Here is an 18,068-nt window from a genome sequence, read left to right as displayed (position 1 = left end):
ATTATCTGGTGCATTAAAGATTCGTCCGCTAGATTCTGATGATCACTGATCAAGGCTTTGACATGACCACCGAGCGCAACACCCCGGAGAACTGCGACCACCTGCTGCTGGATAATCAGGCCTGCTTCGCCCTGCATTCCACTTCGCTGATGATGACCAAGGTCTACAAGCCGCTGTTGCAAGCGCTGGGCCTGACCTATCCGCAGTACCTGGCGATGATGGTGTTGTGGGAACAGGATGGTTTGACCGTCGGTGAAATCAGCACGCGACTGCTGACCGATCCCGGCTCGATGACGCCGTTGCTCAAACGCCTGGAAGTCGAGGGTTTGATCAGCCGCACCCGCAGCCGCGAAGACGAGCGGGTGGTGATTGTCGAACTCACCGAGCAGGGCCGCGCCTTGCGGGACAAGGCGCGGGACATTCCCCAGTGCATCCTCGGCGCCAGCGGGATGACGCTGGAGAGATTGAGCAAGCTGCAAGCGGAGTTGCAGGAACTGCGTCGCCACCTCCAGGACAGTCTCTGACCTCAGCCATTCACAAATCCCTTGTGGGAGCGGGCTTGCTCGCGAAAGCGGTGAGACATTCAGCATTAATGTTGACTGACACACCGCTTTCGCGAGCAAGCCCGCTCCCACATTTGATTTAGGGTGCCACTTCGTTTCTCTCCTCCTCCAAAAAATCCTCAGTCAAAAAATCCAGCTCCACAAGCTCTAACTCAATGTTTTCGCGATTGGTCGCTTGCGCGCTCATCAGCCTTCGTCAAACTTTTTCAAAAATTTATCTTGCGCGCAAAATATTCACGAGCTACATTTACTTCGCACTTACTTAGCGCGCAAACATTTAGCGCGAAACACCCAATCTCCAACGAGGCTCGCACCATGCAAACTCTCTACACCGCAATCGCAACCTCCACTGGCGGCCGTGACGGTCGTGCGGTTTCCAGCGACAACATCCTCGACGTCAAACTGGCCACCCCGAAAGAACTTGGCGGTGCCGGCGGCGCAGCGACCAACCCTGAGCAACTGTTCGCAGCCGGCTACTCCGCCTGCTTCATCGGCGCGCTGAAGTTCGTCGCCAGCCAGACCAAACGCAGCATCCCCAACGATGCCTCGATCACCGCCCATGTCGGCATCGGCCAGATCCCTGGCGGTTTCGGCCTGGACATCGACCTGCACGTCAGCCTGCCGGGTCTCGAACAAGCCGACGCGCAAAGCCTGGTCGATGCTGCTCACCAGGTTTGCCCGTACTCCAACGCCACCCGTGGCAACGTCGATGTGCGTCTGCACGTCACCGTCTAACCGCTGATTACCAGGCCGAACAGGAAACGAACATGAACACTTTCAGCAAAGTCTTGACCGGTACCCTTCTCGCCTTGTCCATCGGCAACGCGTTCGCAGGCGATGGGGTTGAACACAACACCCAGGCGTTTCTTGATGTGTTGAATGCGGGCACCGGCAAGCCGCTTGAGCAGCTCAGCCCGAAAGATGCCCGCGCCGTATTGGTGGGTGCTCAAGCCGGGGTGAAGCTGACGTTGCCAAAAGCCGATGTCAGCCAGAAGACCATTCAAGTCGACGGCCAACCGCTGAGCCTGACCATCGTCCGGCCGGCCGGGGTCAAGGGCGAGCTGCCGGTGTTCATGTTCTTCCACGGCGGCGGCTGGGTACTGGGGGATTTCCCGACTCACGAACGTCTGGTTCGTGACCTGGTGGTGGGTTCGGGTGCGGCGGCGGTGTTCGTCAATTACACGCCTTCGCCGGAAGCGCACTACCCGGTGGCGATCAACCAGGCGTATGCCGCGACTCAATGGGTGGCTGAGCACGGGAAAGAAATCAACGTCGATGGCAAGCGTCTGGCCGTCGCCGGTAACAGCGTCGGCGGTAACATGGCGGCCGTGGTTGCGCTGATGGCCAAAGACAAGGGCACACCGGCGATCAAGTTCCAGGTATTGCTGTGGCCGGTGACGGATGCAAACTTTGAAACGGCGTCTTACAACCAGTTTGCCGAGGGGCACTTCCTGACGAAAAATGCGATGAAGTGGTTCTGGGATAACTACACCACCGACGCCAAGCAGCGTAACGAGATCTACGCCTCGCCGTTGCGAGCCACCACGGCGCAACTCAAGGGCCTGCCACCTGCGCTGGTGCAGACCGCGGGCAACGACGTACTGCGCGATGAAGGTGAAGCCTACGCGCGCAAACTCGACCAGGCGGGTGTGCCGGTCACGTCGGTTCGCTACAACGGCATGATTCACGACTACGGTTTGCTTAACGTGGTGAGTCAGGTGCCGGAAGTACGCTCTGCGATGCTGCAGGCGTCCGAAGAGCTCAAGCAACACCTGAAGAAATAACACCGTCCCCTGTAGGAGCGAGGCTTGCCCGCGAAGGCGCCGTGTCAGTCGACATCCATATTGGATGATGCATCGCCTTCGCGGGCAAGCCTCGCTCCTACAAGGCCAGGGAACTCAAAAAAAACACATAAAAAAGCCCGACTCAATGGTCGGGCTTTTTCATTCCTGAAGCTGTGCTTATTTAGCACGGCCTTTGTAGGAACCGCCTTCGCGGGTATCGATCTCGATCATGTCGCCGATTTCGATGAAGTCAGCAACCGACAGCTCGGTACCGTTCTTCAGTTTGGCAGGCTTCATCACCTTGCCGGAAGTGTCGCCGCGAGCGGAACCTTCGGTGTAGTCAACCTGACGCACGATAGTGGTCGGCAGTTCTACGGAAACCAGACGCTCTTCGAAGAAGATCGCTTCGCAAACATCAGTCATGCCTTCTTCAACGAAAGGCAGAACGGCTTCGATGTCTTCAGCGTTCAGTTCGTACATGGTGTAGTCAGTGGTGTCCATGAACGTGTAGGTGTCGCCGCTGATGAACGACAGGGTCGCTTCTTTGCGGTCGAGGATCACGTCGTCCAGTTTGTCATCGGCGCTGTAGACGATCTCGGTCTTGTAACCGGTCAGCAGGTTTTTCAACTTGGTCTTCATGATCGCGCTGTTACGACCGGACTTGGTGAATTCAGCTTTCTGAACCAGCCAAGGATCGTTTTCGAGACGGATCACGGTACCGGGTTTCAGTTCTTTACCAGTTTTCATTGCGAATATCCGAATTTGGATGGGATTTACAAAAATCTAGGCCGCGTATCATATCCAATTTACATAAAACTGTACCAGCGCTGCGGCAAGATCGGCCTGCAAGGCCTGTTCCAGACACCACGCTTCGGCATGCTTTTGCAGTTCCGGCCAGTGTTTTCGGGTTGATTGCCAGTGCCCGGCCATATTGTCGCCGGCATTCCACGCTCGCCATAGACCGCTGATCGCCTCGCTGGCGGGCGCCGAAAGGCCTTTTATGTACAACGCCAGGAACGCTTCGAGCTTGTCCAGGTGCACATCTTCTTCCTGCTGATAGATGTGCCAGAGCAGCGGGCGACCTGCCCATTGAGCGCGGACAAAGGAATCTTCACCGCGTACGGCGTTGAAATCGCAGCTCCAGAGCAACAGATCGTACTGGTCCTGTCGGACGAACGGCATGACTTGCACGGTCAAGGCGTCGCGCACATGCACGGCGCCGGCGGCCAGGCCGTCTACACCGAGCCAACGCTCGACGTCCCCAAGCACTCGACCTTCCGGCACCAACAGATGAGTGGGCGTCGAATCGGTGGCCATGGCGTCGAGCCAACTGGCCAGCCCGGTATTTTCGTAGGCAAACAATGAGATCAACTGCGCACCCGGCGCGCGATCAATCCCCAGACCTTGCAGGAATGCTCGCTGGGCCTCCGGGCTTTGCTGAAACTGCCGACGCCGCTCCAGCAATCCGCGCTCACGCAGCAAGCCACCGGTGCCCTTCTGGAACCCCGGGAAGAAAAAGAACTTCTGCACGCTCTTGTACTTCACCGACGGCAAGCCGTGGCAGCCGATGATCCAGTCCTCGGCACTCAGATAGTCGAGGTTCATCCACAGCGGCGGCGTCGCCCGTTCGGCCATGGCGTCCATGTAGGCACTCGGCAACTGGCAGGCGAATGCGGCGATCACCACATCGGCGGCTTCGGTGAGTTGCCAGTCGGCCGTCCACTGACGCACTTCGACGCCCTGCTGCCACTGCTGTGAAGCGTGGATGTCGATTTCCGGGCACATGCGCTCGAAGGCTCGCAGATCATCGACCCACAAGCGCACCTCCAGTGAATGTTCGGCCACCAGTTGGCGGGCCAGACGCCAGGTCACACCGATGTCGCCAAAGTTGTCGACCACCGTGCAAAAAATATCCCAGCGGGTTTTCAATTCAGGCATTCCAGGCTCCCGTTGGCAAAGGCGCCGATTGTCCGCATAAATTACCCCGTGCAGAAGAGCCGACGGCGATTAATCTTCATGCGACAATCGCCACTTGCCCGCGACCATCCGCCAGGAGGCAGCCATGCCCTACCGTCCAACCCCGCGCCGCCCCTTGCCGATCCAGCTCAGCGCCCTGCAACTGACCGGCAGCATTGCCCTGGGTTTATGGGTCGGATTCATCGCCATTGCGCTGACCTGCTGGCTCGCCTCTCGCCTGTTGTTCAGCGAACAACTGGCGCCTGTCGCGGCAGCCGTGGAGCAACTGGCCAAGCCACCGGTGGTGGTGCAACCGGAACCGGATCTTCCGCCGCAGAGCCCGATATTCGAACAGTACGAACAGAACCTGCGCAAGAACGAGCAGCAGCAACGGCTCGATCAGGCCCGCAGCACGGGTCGCAATCTGTCGAACCCTAAATGCCAGTTCTGGTTGCAACAGGACCAGAACGCACCCAGCGAAAAAAGCCGCGCCAATGTCCTGCAATTCTGCGATTGATCATGAATAAGCAAATCGTCCACCAATTGATTCTCGACAAGCTGCGCGTCGATCTCGACATCGCCGAACGGGCCGCGCAAACCGCTTACGAAACCGCGACCCACGAAGAAAACATCGCCGAAAACAAGTACGACACCCTTGGACTGGAGGCGTCTTATCTGGCCGCCGGCCAGGCCAAACGGGTGGAAGAAATCAGGCACTCACTGACGCTGTGCCAGAACCTGAGCCTGCGCCCTTATGACGATCAGCGTGGCATCGAAGTGGGCGCCCTGCTCGGTCTGGAAGACGAAAAGGGTCGCGAGCAATGGCTGTTCCTGGCCCCGGATGCGGCCGGATTGAAGGTCGACCTGGTGGGGCAAATCGTGACCGTCATCACCCCTCGCTCGCCGCTGGGCAAGAGCCTGCTGGGCAAGTTCGAAGGGGACGAAGTGGAGATTCTGGTGGCGGGTGCTCGGCAACAGTTTGCTGTCACCGAGGTGGTCTAGACAGGGCGTTAGTGGACCGGCAGTTCGACGCCGTCGAACAGCTCTTCCAGTTCCTGCTTGTTGTGGCACTGGATGGCCTTGGCCATCACTTCGCGGGTCAGGTGCGGCGCGAACTTCTCGATGAAGTCGCACATGAAGCCCCGCAGGAAGGTGCCGCGACGGAAACCGATTTTGGTAATGCTTGATTCGAACAAATCGCTGGCATCGAGCATGACCAGGTCGCTGTCGAGTTTGGCATCGACCGCCATCTTCGCCACGATGCCCACGCCCAGGCCCAAGCGAACGTACGTCTTGATGACGTCGGCGTCGGCGGCGGTGAACACCACTTTGGGTGTCAGGCCGCGATGGCTGAACGCTTCGTCGAGCTTCGAACGGCCGGTGAAACCGAAGACGTACGTCACGATCGGGTATTCAGCCAGGGCTTCGAGGGTCAGCTTCGACAGCTTGGTCAGCGGGTGTCCCTGAGGCACGACCACGCAGCGGTTCCAGCGGTAGCACGGCATCATCACCAGATCACCGAACAGCTCCAGGGCTTCGGTGGCGATGGCGAAATCAACGGTGCCGTCAGCGGCCATTTCGGCGATTTGCATCGGCGAACCCTGGTGCATGTGCAGGGCCACGTCCGGGTATTGCTTGATGAAATTACTGATCACCGGCGGCAGCGCATAACGCGCCTGAGTGTGCGTGGTGGCGATCGACAGGGTGCCCTTCTTCTCGTTGGAGAATTCCTGGGCGATCTGCTTGATGCTTTCAACCTTGCGCAGGATCTCGCCGGCGGTGGTGATGATGCGCTCGCCGGCCGGGGTGACGCGGGTCAGGTGCTTGCCGCTGCGCGCGAAAACCTCAACGCCCAATTCGTCTTCCAGCAGTCGGATCTGTTTGCTGATGCCCGGTTGCGAGGTGTAAAGGCTTTGGGCTGTAGCGGAAACGTTGAGGTCGTGGTGCGCCACTTCCCAGATGTAGCGCAGTTGTTGAAGCTTCATATGAATCCCTCAAAGCAGGTAGACGCCACGGGCATCAGCGACGGTATATAACTATATTAATGGTTTGAAGAATAAATCTAGAACTTTTTTATCAAACCGCCACTATTCGTGCCCTGGTGTATGGGCGAGGCAGGACACTAACGATCCCCTTGGCGACGGCGTTCCACCAGCGGCACCAGATAGACCGGCACTCTGGCCAACTGCAACACCCGCGCAGCGGTCCGGCCCAAAGGCGTATCCGCGCCAGCACCATGGCTATGACTACCTACGATCAACAAATCCACAGAGAGTTTCTGCGCCTGGTCGAGAATCACCTGCGACGGATCGCCCTGAAGCACCCGCACCGCTTGTATCCGCTCCAGATCCTGCGCGCCCTCGTCCCCCAGTTCTTCACGAAAGCTGTCGAGCACCCGCTGCTCGATATTGGCAATGACGGTGTTCAGGCCCTGACTGTGAAACTCGTTCAGCGCCTGCTCGTCGAGGTAACTTTGAAGAACTGACTCGGCAAACAATCCCATGGGCTCAACCGCATGCACCACATACAGGTCGGCATTGAATGTCCGAGCCAGTGCCAGGGCATGCTGCATCACCAAAGGTGCGTACAGGCCGAGGTCAGTGGCATACAGCATCGAACGAATCATATGACCTCCTCGAGTGCCAACAATGGCGGAGATTGATTCAGCTTAGCAGTGCCTTGGCGAGTACGACGGTTGGCGTAACGCGTTGAACGGCGGGCTTAAACTTTTTGCTCGTTGCTTATGCCATGGGGTACGTGACCGGTGGCGACGACTTCGCGGGCCAACTCGCAATGGCCGGCCTGATCGTCGAAAAACACGTCGGCGGCAAAGGCTTCGAGGAAGGCCGACTTGGTCAGGCCGCCGAGAAACAGCGACTCGTCCAGACGAATATCCCACTCGCGCAAGGTGCGAATCACCCGCTCATGGGCCGGCGCCGATCGCGCCGTCACCAGCGCGGTGCGGATCGGACAGGCGTCATCCGGGAACTCGCGCTGCAACAGATTGAGCGCCGCGAGAAAGCCTTTGAACGGGCCTCCGCGCAACGGCTCGCGGGCGGCTTCACGTTCGCTGGCCTGAAACGCTTCCAGGCCACCGGCCTGGTAAACCCGCTCCGACTCATCGGAAAACAGCACCGCGTCGCCGTCGAAGGCAATGCGCAATTCATCGCTGGCCGCACGGCTGGCGCCCCCGGACAGAATGGTCGCCGCGGCGAATCCCGCATCCAGTGCGCTGCGCACGTCTTCGGCGTGGGTCGAGAGAAACAGGTCGCAGCCAAAGGCCTTGAGGTACGGATAAGGACTGCGCCCGCCGACAAACGCCGCGCGGGAAATCGCCAGCCCATAATGATGAATCGAGTTGAACACCCGCAGGCCGGTGTCGGCACTGTTGCGCGACACCAGGATCACCTCGACCCGGGCGCGGCCGAGGCTGGTGTTCAGGTTGAGGAGTTTTTGCACCAACGGAAAAGCGTCACCGGGCTCGAGAATTTCGTCTTCGTGTTCGATCTGATATTGCCGATAGGCCTCGACGCCACTCGACAGATAGACCTTGTGGCTTTCGCTCAAGTCGAACAGCGCGCGTGACGAAATCGCCAGCACCAGCTTGTCGTCGATAGTCTTTGCCATGCCCTTCCCCCTCAGGTTGATCGACTCAAGTGTTACGTCGATCGATAAAACTCAAACTGCGATACAAGGCTTCGATGCGCGGCAACTCGCACCCCGCCGCTTTGGCCGCCGCCAATGGCCGGGCGTAAATCGCCGCCAGCTCCAGCGGACGCTTGTGCAAGAAATCGTGGTACATGCTCGGCCAGTAGTCGGGCATCTTCTCGGTCACCATGAACAGGTGGTCGGCATAACCGGCCGGCATGTCGTGCCCGCAGGCCTTGGCCCCCTGAACCACTTCGGCCATCAGCGCCTTGATCAGCTCCCGGCTGTCGGCATCGGCCATAAGCGGCGTGGTGCTGGCACCGAGCAGCACCGACAGACCGTTGTAAGGGACATTCCAGACCAGTTTCTGCCAGCGCGCCTGATGTAAATTCGGCATCGCATGGGAATCGATGCCGGCGGCGCGGAACAGCCCGGCGCCTTCCTCGACAATCGCCAAGCGCGCCTGCTCATCAACGGCCAGACCGCTGTGGTAGCCGACATTCACCGCGCCGAGCGCCTGATGGGTGATCACGCCGGGCCCCTCGCGGTGCACGCAGATAAAGCACAGCCCGCCGAGCAGGTGCAACGACTCGGGAAGCCATTCGCGCAGGCTGTCTTCAACGTCCAGGCCATTCTGCAACAGCAGCACCTTGGCATTCGGGGCGGCGGCTTGAATGATGGCCGGCGCCAGGTCCGCATTGTTGGTGGTCTTCGCGCCCACCAGCAGCCAGTCGCAGGGTGGCATGTCCTCAGCCGTCGAATAGACCTGGACCGGATTCAACGTCAACGCGCCGTGCACCGCGCTGTCGAGTTGCAACCCACGTTCGGCCACCGCAGAAAATTCGCTGCGCAACAGAAAATGCACATCGAAGCCGGCGCGCGCCAGCATCAACCCGTAGAACCCGCCGATCGCGCCGGTTCCGATAATACCGATGGTCGGTTTGGCAACTGCCCCCATCATGGCAACTCCTCTGCAATTTGACTCAGTGCCTGACCCACGGCCGCATTCAGCTCGGTGCTGGTCAGGCGTGATTTAAGTGCCCCGAAGAACTCACCGTCGCGCACCACAAACAGCGCCGGCAAATGAAAGACCTGATAACGCTCGACCACGCCCCCATTGTTCCCGGCATCGATCCAGCACAGTCGGTCGACCTGCAGATCGAGCCGTGGCAATTGCTCACGGGCAAAACGGCAACTGGCGCAGCCGACGCTGGTGAAGATCACCAGCGAAACCCCGCTCATCGCCAGCAGCCGTTGGTCGGCGTCGAAATCGGTCAGTTCCAATTCGACCACTATACTGGGGGAAACAATGTCAGATGGCCGACACATGGAGTCCGTGCTCATGGGACGTTTTATTCCTCATCCTGACGATGTACCCGTCGAATTAACGTTGCTCAAACCTGAGTGTATTTCTCGGCAACAGCTGCACACTATCAGCCTCGGGGGCATGGCTTGCAATTACCACCGCGCCTGGCGCCACGGCACGGCGCTGGAAGTGCGCATGCCGACGTTGAACCCCGACCTGCGTTTTCTGGGCTATGTGGCCTGGTGCCTGCGCCGCAAGCGCGGCTATCTGGTGGGCATTGCGTTTGTTGACGAGCAGATGATGTTCAGTGCGCGAATGGGTGAACAGGTGGTTCAGATCGAGCGCTACTGTCGCCTGCACGACGCGCACGATGACCTGCAGGAAACTCAGGCCCTGGCCCTCGAATGGGTCCAGCAGCATGCCGACGAGTTCTCCCACGAGACGGTTCGCAGGGCATTTGCGCAGGCTGTGCTGGATTAAACCGGTGTCTGCCCATTGTCGAGAAGGCGCCTAACGCGCTAAGGTTCGGCTCCCCGACGCGCTTAATTTGCTGTGCTCCGCCGCGCGGGTTCGCTGGCGGCCGGCACCCGTGACCTGACGAGTAAACGATGGCTGATTTACCGATCAACGACCTAAACGTCGCCTCCAACGAGACGCTGATCACTCCTGATCAGCTCAAGCGTGATATCCCTCTGAGCGACGCTGCCCTGCGCACCGTCACCAAGGGTCGCGAAGTCATTCGCAACATTCTTGATGGCACCGACCACCGGCTGTTCGTGGTTATCGGGCCTTGCTCGATCCACGACATCAAGGCCGCCCACGAATACGCCGAGCGCCTCAAGGCCCTCGCGGCGGAAGTGTCCGATACCTTGTATCTGGTCATGCGCGTGTATTTCGAGAAGCCACGCACCACGGTCGGCTGGAAAGGTTTGATCAACGACCCGTACCTGGACGACTCGTTCAAGATTCAGGACGGTCTGCACATTGGCCGCCAGCTGCTGCTGGACCTGGCTGAAATGGGCCTGCCGACCGCGACCGAAGCCCTCGACCCGATCTCCCCGCAGTACCTGCAGGACCTGATCAGCTGGTCGGCCATCGGCGCACGCACCACCGAATCCCAGACTCACCGTGAAATGGCGTCCGGCCTGTCCTCGGCTGTCGGCTTCAAGAACGGCACCGACGGCGGCCTGACCGTGGCGATCAACGCCTTGCAGTCGGTTTCCAGCCCGCACCGTTTCCTGGGCATCAACCAGGAAGGTGGCGTGTCGATCGTCACCACCAAGGGCAACGCCTACGGTCACGTGGTGCTGCGCGGTGGCAACGGCAAGCCGAACTACGATTCGGTCAGCGTCGCGCTCTGCGAGCAAGCGCTGAACAAAGCGAAGATCAAGCCGAACATCATGGTCGATTGCAGCCACGCCAACTCCAACAAGGACCCGGCCCTGCAACCGCTGGTGATGGAGAACGTCGCCAACCAGATCCTCGAAGGCAACAAGTCGATCATCGGCCTGATGGTTGAAAGCCACCTGAACTGGGGCTGCCAGTCGATCCCGAAAGACCTCGCCGACCTGCAATACGGTGTGTCGATCACCGATGCCTGCATCGATTGGTCCGCGACCGAAAACACCTTGCGCAGCATGCACGCCAAGCTCAAGGACGTGCTGCCGAAACGCGATCGCAGCTGATCGTTGTTTTTTGGGCACAAAAAAACGCCGGGCTAACCCGGCGTTTTTTTATGCGTAGCGTTTACTGGCTCAGTTTCGCAGCGTGCCGCTGATGACGCTCCATGTAGCGCTCCACGTAGGAGCACGATGGAATGACGGTATAGCCCATTTCCTCGGCGTACTGCAGCGCCTGCTCGGTCAATGCCGCAGCGATGCCGCGTCCCCGCAGTGCGTTGGGCACAAACGTGCGATAGATATCCAGGGTCTGTTTCCCCAGATCCATATAGGTCAGGTAGGCACGATGACCGTCCACATTGGTCTCGAACTGATGACCAGCCTGGTCATGGTGGATGGACAACGCCTCGCTCATCACTACTCCTCGCGGGTCTTGAATTCTGACCCCTACCTTACCGATGTTTTTCCGGCGAAGGAACATCTACGCCACCTCGTGCCTGAATGGACACCGAGAAGAGCTGCACCGATCTCGCGCAACCGAGCACGTATCAAATAGTAGGCACCATTGGCAAAAATGCTCAAGGTACGCTCGTCATCATGCTGGGTGGCGGGTGCTGCTCCGGGTCACGCAGGGAAGGCTCGACCGAATGTCGCTGAAGGTCGATAGCCTGAACATTGCCGGATGTTGAGACTTAAGACGAGCGCCCTTTGTTAAAGTCACCTGAACATGGAGAAAGATATGAGAGGCGTCGCACGAAATCCGAACAAAAGTGTAGACGAATCCATCTAGACAGAGTTTAGCCAATAGGGCGAAAAGACTAGCGAGCGCGGGGAACTTTTCTTTGCCGGCTCGCTCATCTCGGGCCTCCCAGCTGGGTATTTTTTAAACAACGCAGTTAAAAGTTGCTCGAAAAAGAATCAACGCCTACAATTTTTTTTGCTTCTTGCTTTACGTCAGTTTACTTACGACAAGTATTGGGTAGTATGTACGCCGGCTATTTCCTCACTCTGAGGAGACAGCTACTTAATAGAAAGTCCTTGAAGGGGAACACGATGAACAACGTTCTGAAATTCTCTGCTCTGGCTCTGGCCGCAGTTCTGGCTACCGGTTGCAGCAGCGCATCGAAAGAAACCGTAGCACGTCTTACAGCTACTGAAGACGCAGCTGCTCGCTCCCAGGATCGTGCAGACGACGCTTACCGTAATGCGGATGTAGCTCTGGCTGCTGCTCAAAAAGCACAACAGACTGCTGACGAAGCTAACGAGCGTGCTCTGCGCATGCTGGACAAAGCTAGCCGCAAGTAATAGTCCCTCGGGATTGTTATCAAGCCGACCCATTCTTGGGTCGGCTTTTTTATGGCCCGGTGTTTTGTCCAGGCCATAAAAAACCCGCCGACGCAGTTGGCGTCGGCGGGTTCCTTTCAAGCGTTACTGCAGCGGGTCGATCGGCGCGCTCGTCACCATCGGCGCAGAGGTATTGGGCACGGCGATTTCCACCGGCAGGCCATCTTCAGCCGCCACGACGTCACGCACCACATCCCAGTTCATGCGCAAGTTGTTGGTAATGTCTTCACGCTTGAGCATCGCGTTGATCACCGCGGTGTGCTTGTCGACCACCGACGGGTTGCCGTTGTCGTCCAGCGGCGTGTGCGCTTCGAGATAGACCTTGCCGGCGCTGATACCGAACTTGTACGGGTCGTTGATGATCCGCACCGACGTACCGACCGGCACCATGCTGGCCATTTCCAGCACGTTGTTGTTGAACATGCGGAAGCAGCCATGGCTGGTGCGCATGCCGATGCCGAATTTTTTGTTCGAACCATGAATCAGGTAGCCCGGTGTGCCCAGGCTGAACTTGAACGGCCCCAACGGGTTATCCGGGCCGGCCGGCACCACATTCGGCAACGGGTCACCATCGGCCAAGTGCTCGGCCTTGATCGACGCTGGAGGAGTCCAGGTCGGGTTCGGCGTCTTGGCGGTGATGGTGGTGTGGGCGATCGGCGAACCCCAACCCTCACGACCGATGCCCAGCGGGAAGGTGTACACCACGTTCCGGCCTTTCGGGTAGTAATAGAGGCGGTACTCGGCCAGGTTGATCACGATGCCTTCGCGCGGGCCCGGTGGCAGGATAAACCGCGTCGGCAGAATGATTTCGGTGCCGGCGCCCGGCAGCCAGGCGTCGACGCCCGGGTTGGCCGCAAGCATTTCCGAATAGCCCAGATCGTAAGTGGTACCAAGGTCGGCGAAGGTATCTTCGTACTTGGCCTTGATGACCTGCACCTGGCCGATGATGTCTTCACCGGGCGGTGGCAGAGGCAGCTCCAATGCTGAAGCGGGACCGGCCACACAGAGGGCGGCAAGAGTCAGGCAGCGGGTGACGGCAGGAAAACGCGGCAACATCCGGAAAATCCTTCGCATGATCGACAAGGGTATAAAAACGGGATTGTACACCGGCGTCCGGAATTTCGGGGAGTTGGCCGATAGCCAGCTATCTTTATCGCCCTAAAGCTCGAAGCGCAGCTCCGGCCAGATCGGCGAGGTGCCGCGTTTCTGCGATTCCAGAATGGCCCGGCACAGCGAGCACAGGCGCTGGTCCTGGAATACTCGGCGGTCGACGCTCGACCAGCGTGGTTGTGCGGGCAACAGGCTGCCGCACAAGGTGCGGTCCGCCGAGCCACCCAGCTCCAGTTGACGGGTCACCAGATGTACCCGCACTTCCTGGCAGGCGAACAGATCCAGCTGTTCGTCAGGCTCGATCAGTTGATAGGCAAAAAGTGACCAGGCGGGACGCGGCATCGGGGGCTCCAAATCGGGGGCGCCACCTTAGCCGAAACACCGCCGCTAGAAAAGCGTCAAAGCAGCGGTTTCAGTGTCGGCCAGACATTTTCCAGCAACTTGTCCTGAGCCCCGGCAGCCGGGTGCAAGCCGTCGGCCTGCATCAAGTCCGGATGGCCGCCCACGCCGTCGAGAAAAAACGGCACCAGCGGGATGTTTTTCTCGCTGGCCACGTTGCTGTAGACCTTGGCAAAAGCCTCGGTGTAACGGACGCCGTAGTTGGGTGGCAATTGCATGCCCAGCAGCAGCACTTTTGCGCCACTGGCGCGAGAGCTGTCGATCATTGCTGCAAGGTTTTGTTGCAATTGTGTTGGCAGCAATCCACGCAGCCCGTCGTTGCCGCCCAATTCGAGGATCACCAGTTCCGGCTTATGCTCTGCAAGCAGCGCCGGCAGGCGCGCCTGGCCTCCGGCACTGGTGTCGCCGCTGATGGACGCGTTGACCACTTTATCGTCGAAACCTTCGCGCTTGAGCCGTTGCTCGAGCAGCGACACCCACCCCAAGCGGGTATCCAGGCCGAAACCGGCGCTGATACTATCGCCAACGATCAGGACAGTACCCGCCGCTGCGTTCTGGGCCATGCACATCAAGGCCAGGCCAGCACTCAAAAACCACACACGCATCGGATTCTCCATGGGCGCAAGTATTCTCACCGCGAAGAACCTCAGCAAAGTGGTCCCCAGCGCGGAAGGTGAACTGACTATCCTGCACGAACTCAGCCTGGAACTGAACAAGGGCGACAGCCTGGCCATCGTCGGCGCCTCCGGTTCCGGCAAATCCACCCTCCTCGGCCTGCTCGCCGGCCTCGACCTGCCAAGCAGCGGCGAAGTCACCCTCGCCGGGCAAGGCTTGAGCACGCTCGACGAAGACCAACGGGCGCGCATCCGCGCCGAACATGTGGGTTTCGTTTTTCAATCCTTTCAGTTGCTCGACAGTCTCAATGCCCTGGAAAACGTCATGCTGCCGCTGGAACTCGATGGCCGCAAAGATGCGCGCGAGCGTGCCACCGAATTGCTGCAACGGGTAGGTCTCGGCCAGCGCCTGACCCACTCGCCGCGCCAGCTCTCCGGCGGTGAGCAGCAGCGCGTGGCGATTGCCCGGGCCTTTGCCGCCGAACCTGATGTGCTGTTCGCCGACGAACCCACCGGTAACCTCGACAGCCACACCGGCGAGCGCATCAGTGACTTGCTGTTCGAACTCAACCAGGAACGCGGCACGACCCTGGTGCTGGTGACCCACGACGAACGCCTGGCACATCGTTGCCGACGCCTGATCCGCCTTGAAGCCGGCCTGCTGGTCGCCCCTCTGGAGCCTTGATGGCACGCCTGCCGCTGTTGCGCCTGTTCAGTCTCGCCATCCGCCAATTGCTGCGCGACGCCCGCGCCGGTGAGTTGCGTGTGTTGTTCTTCGCCTTGCTGGTGGCCGTGGCGGCGAGTACCGCCATTGGTTACTTCGGCGCCCGCCTGAACGGCGCCATGATGTTGCGCGCCACCGAGTTTCTCGGTGCCGACCTGTTGCTCGAAGGCAGCTCGCCGGCGCGGCCCGAGCAGATCAAGAGCGGCACCGAGCTGGGCCTCGAACATGCGCAGGTGGTGGAATTTTCCAGCGTCATCGCCACCGACAACGGCATTCAGCTGTCCAGCATCAAGGCGGCCGATGAGGTCTATCCCCTGCGTGGCGAACTGAAAAGCGCCCCCGCGCCCTTTGCCCCGGAAGCCTCCGGAGGCGGACCGAAACCCGGCGAAGCCTGGGTTGAAGCACGACTGCTGACCGCACTGGATTTGAAGATCGGCGACAGCATTGACGTCGGCATGCGCACTCTGAAACTGGCGCGGGTGCTGACCTACGAACCGGACCGCGCCGGTAATTTCTACAGCCTGACGCCGCGGGTGCTGATCAACCTCAGTGACCTCGCGGCGACCGGTGTGGTGCAACCCGGCAGCCGGGTCAGTTATCGCGAACTCTGGCGGGGTAAAGCCGAATCGCTGGAAACCTATCGTCAACTGATCAAACCCGGGCTGGCGCCCAACCAACGCATCCAGGATGCCCGCGACGGTAACCGACAGATCGGCGGTGCCTTGGGCAAGGCCGAGCGTTACTTGAACATGGCCAGTCTGGTGGCGGTCCTGTTGTCCGGTGTGGCGGTGGCCTTGTCGGCGACGCGCTTCGCCACCCGCCGCTTCGACGCCAGTGCATTGCTGCGTTGCCTGGGGCTTTCCCGTCGGGAAACCATGGTCCTGTTCAGTTTGCAGCTGACCGTGCTCGGCTTGCTCGCCAGCATCAGCGGCGCCTTTATCGGTTGGCTGGCGCAGCTTGGCTTGTTCGCATTGCTGCATGATTTACTGCCGACCGACGTGCCACCGGGCGGTCTGTTTCCCGCCATTGCCGGGATCGGCACCGGCCTGGTGGCGCTGGCCGGTTTTGCCCTACCGCCGCTGGCTGCACTTGGTCGCGTTCCGCCATTGCGAGTATTACGCCGGGACATGCTGCCGATTCCTTCCAGCACCTGGATGGTCTACGGCGCAGCCTTGGGCGCGCTCGGTCTGATCATGTGGCGCTTGAGCCTGGATCTGGTGCTGACCTTCGCCCTGCTCGGCGGCGGCGTCGTCGCGGCGCTGGTGCTAGGCGGCTTGCTATTGCTGCTGTTGAAAAGTCTGCGCCGCCTGCTCGCCCGCGCCTCCTTGCCGTGGCGCCTCGGGCTAGGCCAGTTGCTGCGGCATCCGCTGGCGGCGGCGGGCCAAGCTCTGGCCTTCGGTTTGATTCTGCTGTCCATGGCGCTGATCGCCTTGTTGCGCGGCGAGCTGCTGGACACTTGGCAGAACCAGTTGCCGAAGAACGCTCCCAACTATTTCGCGCTGAACATCCTGCCCGCCGATAAACAGGCTTTCACCGATCGCCTGATCGAGCTGTCGGCGCAATCGGCGCCGCTTTACCCGGTGGTGCCGGGGCGACTGATCAGCATCAACGGCGAGCCGGTGCAGGCAATCGTCAGCAAGGATTCGGCCGGTGATCGAGCAATTCAGCGCGACCTGAGCCTAACCTGGGCCGCGGATTTGCCGGCAGGCAACAAGCTCACGGCGGGCAACTGGTGGACCGAACAACCGCCGGATGAGATTCCCGGCGTATCGGTGGAAGGCAAAGTCGCCGAAAGCCTCAAGCTCAAGCTGGGCGATCACATGGTCTTTACCGTCGGCGGGGTCAATCGCGAAGCGAAAGTCACCAGCCTGCGAGACATCAACTGGGACAACTTCCAGCCGAACTTCTTCATGATCTTCCAGCCCGGCACGTTGAAGGATTTGCCGGCGACGTACCTGACCAGTTTCTATCTGGCGGCGGGTCATGATCAGCAGATCGTCGACCTGTCCCGCAGCTTTCCGGCGGTCACCATTCTGCAAGTCGAAGCCTTGCTGGAGCAGCTGCGCAGCATCCTCGCCCAGGTCACTTTGGCGGTGGAATACGTGTTGCTGTTCGTATTGGCGGCGGGGATGGCGGTATTGTTCTCGGGCCTGCAAGCCACCCTTGATGAACGTATTCGCCAAGGCGCCTTGTTGCGCGCACTGGGGGCCGAGCGGCAGTTGCTGGTCAAGGCCCGACGGATCGAATTCGGTTTGCTTGGCGCCGTCAGCGGCCTGTTGGCGGCGCTGGGGTCGGAGGTGGTGAGCCTGGTGCTTTACCGTTATGCCTTCGACCTGCCTTGGCATCCGCATCCATGGCTGCTGGTGTTGCCGTTGATCGGTGCCGTGCTGATCGGCGGGGCCGGTGTGTTCGGCACCCGCCGCGCCTTGAACGCCAGCCCCCTGACAGTCCTGCGCGAGGGTTGATAGACTCAGCCACAAGCACTCAACCACAAGTAGTTGTCATGAGCCGTTATCGCCCTCCCCGCCCCGCCGGCACCGCGCTGATCACCCCCGAAGGTGAAGCGCGGATGCGGGCCGAGTTTCATGAACTCTGGCATGTTCGGCGACCGCAAGTGACGCAGTCAGTCAGCGAGGCTGCGGCACAGGGCGATCGTTCGGAAAACGCCGAATACACCTACGGCAAAAAGATGCTGCGCGAGATCGACAGCCGCGTGCGTTTTCTCACCAAGCGGCTGGAAGCGCTCAAGGTTGTCAGTGAAAAGCCCAGCGATCCGAACAAGGTCTATTTTGGTGCCTGGGTCACGATTGAAAACGAGGATGGCAAAGAGTCGCGCTATCGCATTGTCGGGCCGGACGAGCTGGACTTGAAACTGGGCCTGATCAGCATCGACTCCCCACTGGCACGCGCACTGATCGGCAAGGCGCTGGACGCTGAAGTCCGGGTCCAGACACCTGATGGTGAGCAGTGCGTGTATATCGTGGCGATCGACTATCCCTGA

At 59.9% G+C, this 18,068-nt stretch carries 22 protein-coding genes; 11 read left to right on the top strand and 11 right to left on the bottom strand.

Annotated elements, in window-relative coordinates:
* Positions 1-62 precede the first annotated feature (62 nt).
* The 3 genes from ACIPL2_RS07355 to ACIPL2_RS07345 all read left to right on the top strand — a co-directional run bounded on the left by ACIPL2_RS07355 (position 63) and on the right by ACIPL2_RS07345 (position 2,347).
* Complete coding sequence (locus ACIPL2_RS07355) at positions 63-524, top strand: MarR family winged helix-turn-helix transcriptional regulator (RefSeq protein WP_401354792.1); 462 nt, start codon at positions 63-65, stop codon at positions 522-524.
* A gap of 354 nt (positions 525-878) precedes the next feature.
* Complete coding sequence (locus ACIPL2_RS07350; RefSeq protein WP_214377271.1) at positions 879-1,298, top strand: organic hydroperoxide resistance protein; 420 nt, start codon at positions 879-881, stop codon at positions 1,296-1,298.
* 32 nt (positions 1,299-1,330) lie between these two features.
* Positions 1,331-2,347 (top strand): alpha/beta hydrolase, encoded by a 1,017-nt coding sequence (locus tag ACIPL2_RS07345; protein WP_059403648.1) that lies wholly within the window; start codon positions 1,331-1,333, stop codon positions 2,345-2,347.
* A gap of 177 nt (positions 2,348-2,524) precedes the next feature.
* Here the strand turns inward: ACIPL2_RS07345 and ACIPL2_RS07340 are convergent, their stop codons facing one another.
* On the bottom strand, positions 2,525-3,094 hold the full coding sequence (locus tag ACIPL2_RS07340) for an elongation factor P (RefSeq protein ID WP_007943632.1): 570 nt from the start codon (positions 3,092-3,094) through the stop codon (positions 2,525-2,527).
* A 48-nt stretch (positions 3,095-3,142) separates the two neighbouring features.
* Positions 3,143-4,285, bottom strand: coding sequence for an elongation factor P maturation arginine rhamnosyltransferase EarP (earP, locus tag ACIPL2_RS07335; protein WP_401354431.1), 1,143 nt, complete (start codon positions 4,283-4,285; stop codon positions 3,143-3,145).
* Between the two features lie 124 nt (positions 4,286-4,409).
* On the opposite strand from earP, the gene ACIPL2_RS07330 reads away from it, so the two are divergent.
* Positions 4,410-4,820, top strand: a complete 411-nt coding sequence (locus ACIPL2_RS07330; protein ID WP_401354428.1) for a hypothetical protein — start codon at positions 4,410-4,412, stop codon at positions 4,818-4,820.
* 2 nt (positions 4,821-4,822) lie between these two features.
* Entirely contained in the window at positions 4,823-5,305 is a 483-nt protein-coding gene (locus ACIPL2_RS07325; protein WP_401354426.1) for a transcription elongation factor GreAB, read from the top strand.
* An 8-nt stretch (positions 5,306-5,313) separates the two neighbouring features.
* On the opposite strand, the gene cysB is transcribed toward ACIPL2_RS07325, so the two are convergent.
* From cysB to ACIPL2_RS07300, 5 genes are all read right to left on the bottom strand, one after another.
* Positions 5,314-6,288 carry an HTH-type transcriptional regulator CysB gene (gene cysB, locus ACIPL2_RS07320; RefSeq protein WP_008148549.1) on the bottom strand — a complete coding sequence of 325 codons (975 nt, stop codon included), beginning with the start codon at positions 6,286-6,288 and terminating at the stop codon, positions 5,314-5,316.
* 137 nt (positions 6,289-6,425) lie between these two features.
* Complete coding sequence (locus tag ACIPL2_RS07315; protein WP_401354423.1) at positions 6,426-6,929, bottom strand: universal stress protein; 504 nt, start codon at positions 6,927-6,929, stop codon at positions 6,426-6,428.
* 95 nt (positions 6,930-7,024) lie between these two features.
* On the bottom strand, positions 7,025-7,930 hold the full coding sequence (locus ACIPL2_RS07310) for a 5'-nucleotidase (RefSeq protein ID WP_059403653.1): 906 nt from the start codon (positions 7,928-7,930) through the stop codon (positions 7,025-7,027).
* Between the two features lie 25 nt (positions 7,931-7,955).
* Entirely contained in the window at positions 7,956-8,912 is a 957-nt protein-coding gene (locus tag ACIPL2_RS07305) for a putative 2-dehydropantoate 2-reductase (RefSeq protein WP_401354421.1), read from the bottom strand.
* On the bottom strand, positions 8,909-9,295 hold the full coding sequence (locus ACIPL2_RS07300; protein ID WP_401354419.1) for a thioredoxin family protein: 387 nt from the start codon (positions 9,293-9,295) through the stop codon (positions 8,909-8,911). The genes ACIPL2_RS07305 and ACIPL2_RS07300 overlap by 4 nt, the downstream gene beginning before the upstream one ends.
* Between ACIPL2_RS07300 and ACIPL2_RS07295 the strand changes: the two genes are divergently transcribed.
* Complete coding sequence (locus ACIPL2_RS07295) at positions 9,294-9,737, top strand: PilZ domain-containing protein (RefSeq protein WP_059403655.1); 444 nt, start codon at positions 9,294-9,296, stop codon at positions 9,735-9,737. The genes ACIPL2_RS07300 and ACIPL2_RS07295 overlap by 2 nt on opposite strands.
* 128 nt (positions 9,738-9,865) lie before the next feature.
* Positions 9,866-10,942: a 3-deoxy-7-phosphoheptulonate synthase gene (locus tag ACIPL2_RS07290; protein WP_059403656.1), complete on the top strand. Its 1,077-nt coding sequence runs from the start codon at positions 9,866-9,868 to the stop codon at positions 10,940-10,942.
* A 61-nt stretch (positions 10,943-11,003) separates the two neighbouring features.
* On the opposite strand, the gene ACIPL2_RS07285 is transcribed toward ACIPL2_RS07290, so the two are convergent.
* The gene (locus ACIPL2_RS07285) at positions 11,004-11,291 is read right to left on the bottom strand and encodes a GNAT family N-acetyltransferase (RefSeq protein WP_020800382.1); all 288 of its coding nucleotides are present in this window, start codon (positions 11,289-11,291) and stop codon (positions 11,004-11,006) included.
* Between the two features lie 638 nt (positions 11,292-11,929).
* Here ACIPL2_RS07285 and ACIPL2_RS07280 point away from each other — a divergent pair.
* Complete coding sequence (locus ACIPL2_RS07280) at positions 11,930-12,181, top strand: Lpp/OprI family alanine-zipper lipoprotein (protein ID WP_401354416.1); 252 nt, start codon at positions 11,930-11,932, stop codon at positions 12,179-12,181.
* A gap of 123 nt (positions 12,182-12,304) precedes the next feature.
* Here the strand turns inward: ACIPL2_RS07280 and ACIPL2_RS07275 are convergent, their stop codons facing one another.
* From ACIPL2_RS07275 to ACIPL2_RS07265, 3 genes are all read right to left on the bottom strand, one after another.
* The gene (locus ACIPL2_RS07275; protein ID WP_401354413.1) at positions 12,305-13,276 is read right to left on the bottom strand and encodes a L,D-transpeptidase family protein; all 972 of its coding nucleotides are present in this window, start codon (positions 13,274-13,276) and stop codon (positions 12,305-12,307) included.
* A 102-nt stretch (positions 13,277-13,378) separates the two neighbouring features.
* Positions 13,379-13,672 (bottom strand): hypothetical protein, encoded by a 294-nt coding sequence (locus ACIPL2_RS07270; RefSeq protein WP_003226812.1) that lies wholly within the window; start codon positions 13,670-13,672, stop codon positions 13,379-13,381.
* 56 nt (positions 13,673-13,728) lie between these two features.
* Complete coding sequence (locus tag ACIPL2_RS07265; protein WP_149417566.1) at positions 13,729-14,334, bottom strand: arylesterase; 606 nt, start codon at positions 14,332-14,334, stop codon at positions 13,729-13,731.
* Positions 14,335-14,344: 10 nt separating this feature from the next.
* Here ACIPL2_RS07265 and ACIPL2_RS07260 point away from each other — a divergent pair, with 10 nt between their 5' ends.
* Genes ACIPL2_RS07260 through greB form a run of 3 tightly spaced genes read left to right on the top strand, consistent with a single transcriptional unit; the run spans position 14,345 to position 18,068 of the window.
* The gene (locus ACIPL2_RS07260) at positions 14,345-15,028 is read left to right on the top strand and encodes an ABC transporter ATP-binding protein (RefSeq protein ID WP_007943616.1); all 684 of its coding nucleotides are present in this window, start codon (positions 14,345-14,347) and stop codon (positions 15,026-15,028) included.
* On the top strand, positions 15,028-17,532 hold the full coding sequence (locus ACIPL2_RS07255; RefSeq protein WP_401354411.1) for an ABC transporter permease: 2,505 nt from the start codon (positions 15,028-15,030) through the stop codon (positions 17,530-17,532). The genes ACIPL2_RS07260 and ACIPL2_RS07255 overlap by 1 nt, the downstream gene beginning before the upstream one ends.
* A gap of 38 nt (positions 17,533-17,570) precedes the next feature.
* Entirely contained in the window at positions 17,571-18,068 is a 498-nt protein-coding gene (gene greB, locus ACIPL2_RS07250; RefSeq protein ID WP_059403661.1) for a transcription elongation factor GreB, read from the top strand.

Source organism: Pseudomonas sp. NPDC086251 (assembly GCF_044746405.1).
Lineage (GTDB): Bacteria > Pseudomonadota > Gammaproteobacteria > Pseudomonadales > Pseudomonadaceae > Aquipseudomonas.
This window is presented reverse-complemented; position numbering and strand designations above follow the sequence as displayed.

Excerpts from the sequence above, each read along its gene's own strand:
- greB (WP_059403661.1), top strand. The coding sequence starts at position 17,571 with ATGAGCCGTTATCGCCCTCCCCGCCCCGCCGGCACCGCGCTGATCACC.
- ACIPL2_RS07295 (WP_059403655.1), top strand. The coding sequence starts at position 9,294 with ATGGGACGTTTTATTCCTCATCCTGACGATGTACCCGTCGAATTAACG.
- ACIPL2_RS07330 (WP_401354428.1), top strand. The coding sequence starts at position 4,410 with ATGCCCTACCGTCCAACCCCGCGCCGCCCCTTGCCGATCCAGCTCAGC.
- ACIPL2_RS07260 (WP_007943616.1), top strand. The coding sequence starts at position 14,345 with ATGGGCGCAAGTATTCTCACCGCGAAGAACCTCAGCAAAGTGGTCCCC.
- ACIPL2_RS07350 (WP_214377271.1), top strand. The coding sequence starts at position 879 with ATGCAAACTCTCTACACCGCAATCGCAACCTCCACTGGCGGCCGTGAC.
- ACIPL2_RS07310 (WP_059403653.1), bottom strand. The coding sequence starts at position 7,930 with ATGGCAAAGACTATCGACGACAAGCTGGTGCTGGCGATTTCGTCACGC.
- ACIPL2_RS07340 (WP_007943632.1), bottom strand. The coding sequence starts at position 3,094 with ATGAAAACTGGTAAAGAACTGAAACCCGGTACCGTGATCCGTCTCGAA.
- ACIPL2_RS07270 (WP_003226812.1), bottom strand. The coding sequence starts at position 13,672 with ATGCCGCGTCCCGCCTGGTCACTTTTTGCCTATCAACTGATCGAGCCT.
- cysB (WP_008148549.1), bottom strand. The coding sequence starts at position 6,288 with ATGAAGCTTCAACAACTGCGCTACATCTGGGAAGTGGCGCACCACGAC.
- ACIPL2_RS07345 (WP_059403648.1), top strand. The coding sequence starts at position 1,331 with ATGAACACTTTCAGCAAAGTCTTGACCGGTACCCTTCTCGCCTTGTCC.
- ACIPL2_RS07265 (WP_149417566.1), bottom strand. The coding sequence starts at position 14,334 with ATGCGTGTGTGGTTTTTGAGTGCTGGCCTGGCCTTGATGTGCATGGCC.
- ACIPL2_RS07290 (WP_059403656.1), top strand. The coding sequence starts at position 9,866 with ATGGCTGATTTACCGATCAACGACCTAAACGTCGCCTCCAACGAGACG.
- ACIPL2_RS07285 (WP_020800382.1), bottom strand. The coding sequence starts at position 11,291 with ATGAGCGAGGCGTTGTCCATCCACCATGACCAGGCTGGTCATCAGTTC.
- earP (WP_401354431.1), bottom strand. The coding sequence starts at position 4,285 with ATGCCTGAATTGAAAACCCGCTGGGATATTTTTTGCACGGTGGTCGAC.
- ACIPL2_RS07300 (WP_401354419.1), bottom strand. The coding sequence starts at position 9,295 with ATGAGCACGGACTCCATGTGTCGGCCATCTGACATTGTTTCCCCCAGT.
- ACIPL2_RS07355 (WP_401354792.1), top strand. The coding sequence starts at position 63 with ATGACCACCGAGCGCAACACCCCGGAGAACTGCGACCACCTGCTGCTG.
- ACIPL2_RS07325 (WP_401354426.1), top strand. The coding sequence starts at position 4,823 with ATGAATAAGCAAATCGTCCACCAATTGATTCTCGACAAGCTGCGCGTC.
- ACIPL2_RS07275 (WP_401354413.1), bottom strand. The coding sequence starts at position 13,276 with ATGTTGCCGCGTTTTCCTGCCGTCACCCGCTGCCTGACTCTTGCCGCC.
- ACIPL2_RS07255 (WP_401354411.1), top strand. The coding sequence starts at position 15,028 with ATGGCACGCCTGCCGCTGTTGCGCCTGTTCAGTCTCGCCATCCGCCAA.
- ACIPL2_RS07280 (WP_401354416.1), top strand. The coding sequence starts at position 11,930 with ATGAACAACGTTCTGAAATTCTCTGCTCTGGCTCTGGCCGCAGTTCTG.
- ACIPL2_RS07305 (WP_401354421.1), bottom strand. The coding sequence starts at position 8,912 with ATGATGGGGGCAGTTGCCAAACCGACCATCGGTATTATCGGAACCGGC.
- ACIPL2_RS07315 (WP_401354423.1), bottom strand. The coding sequence starts at position 6,929 with ATGATTCGTTCGATGCTGTATGCCACTGACCTCGGCCTGTACGCACCT.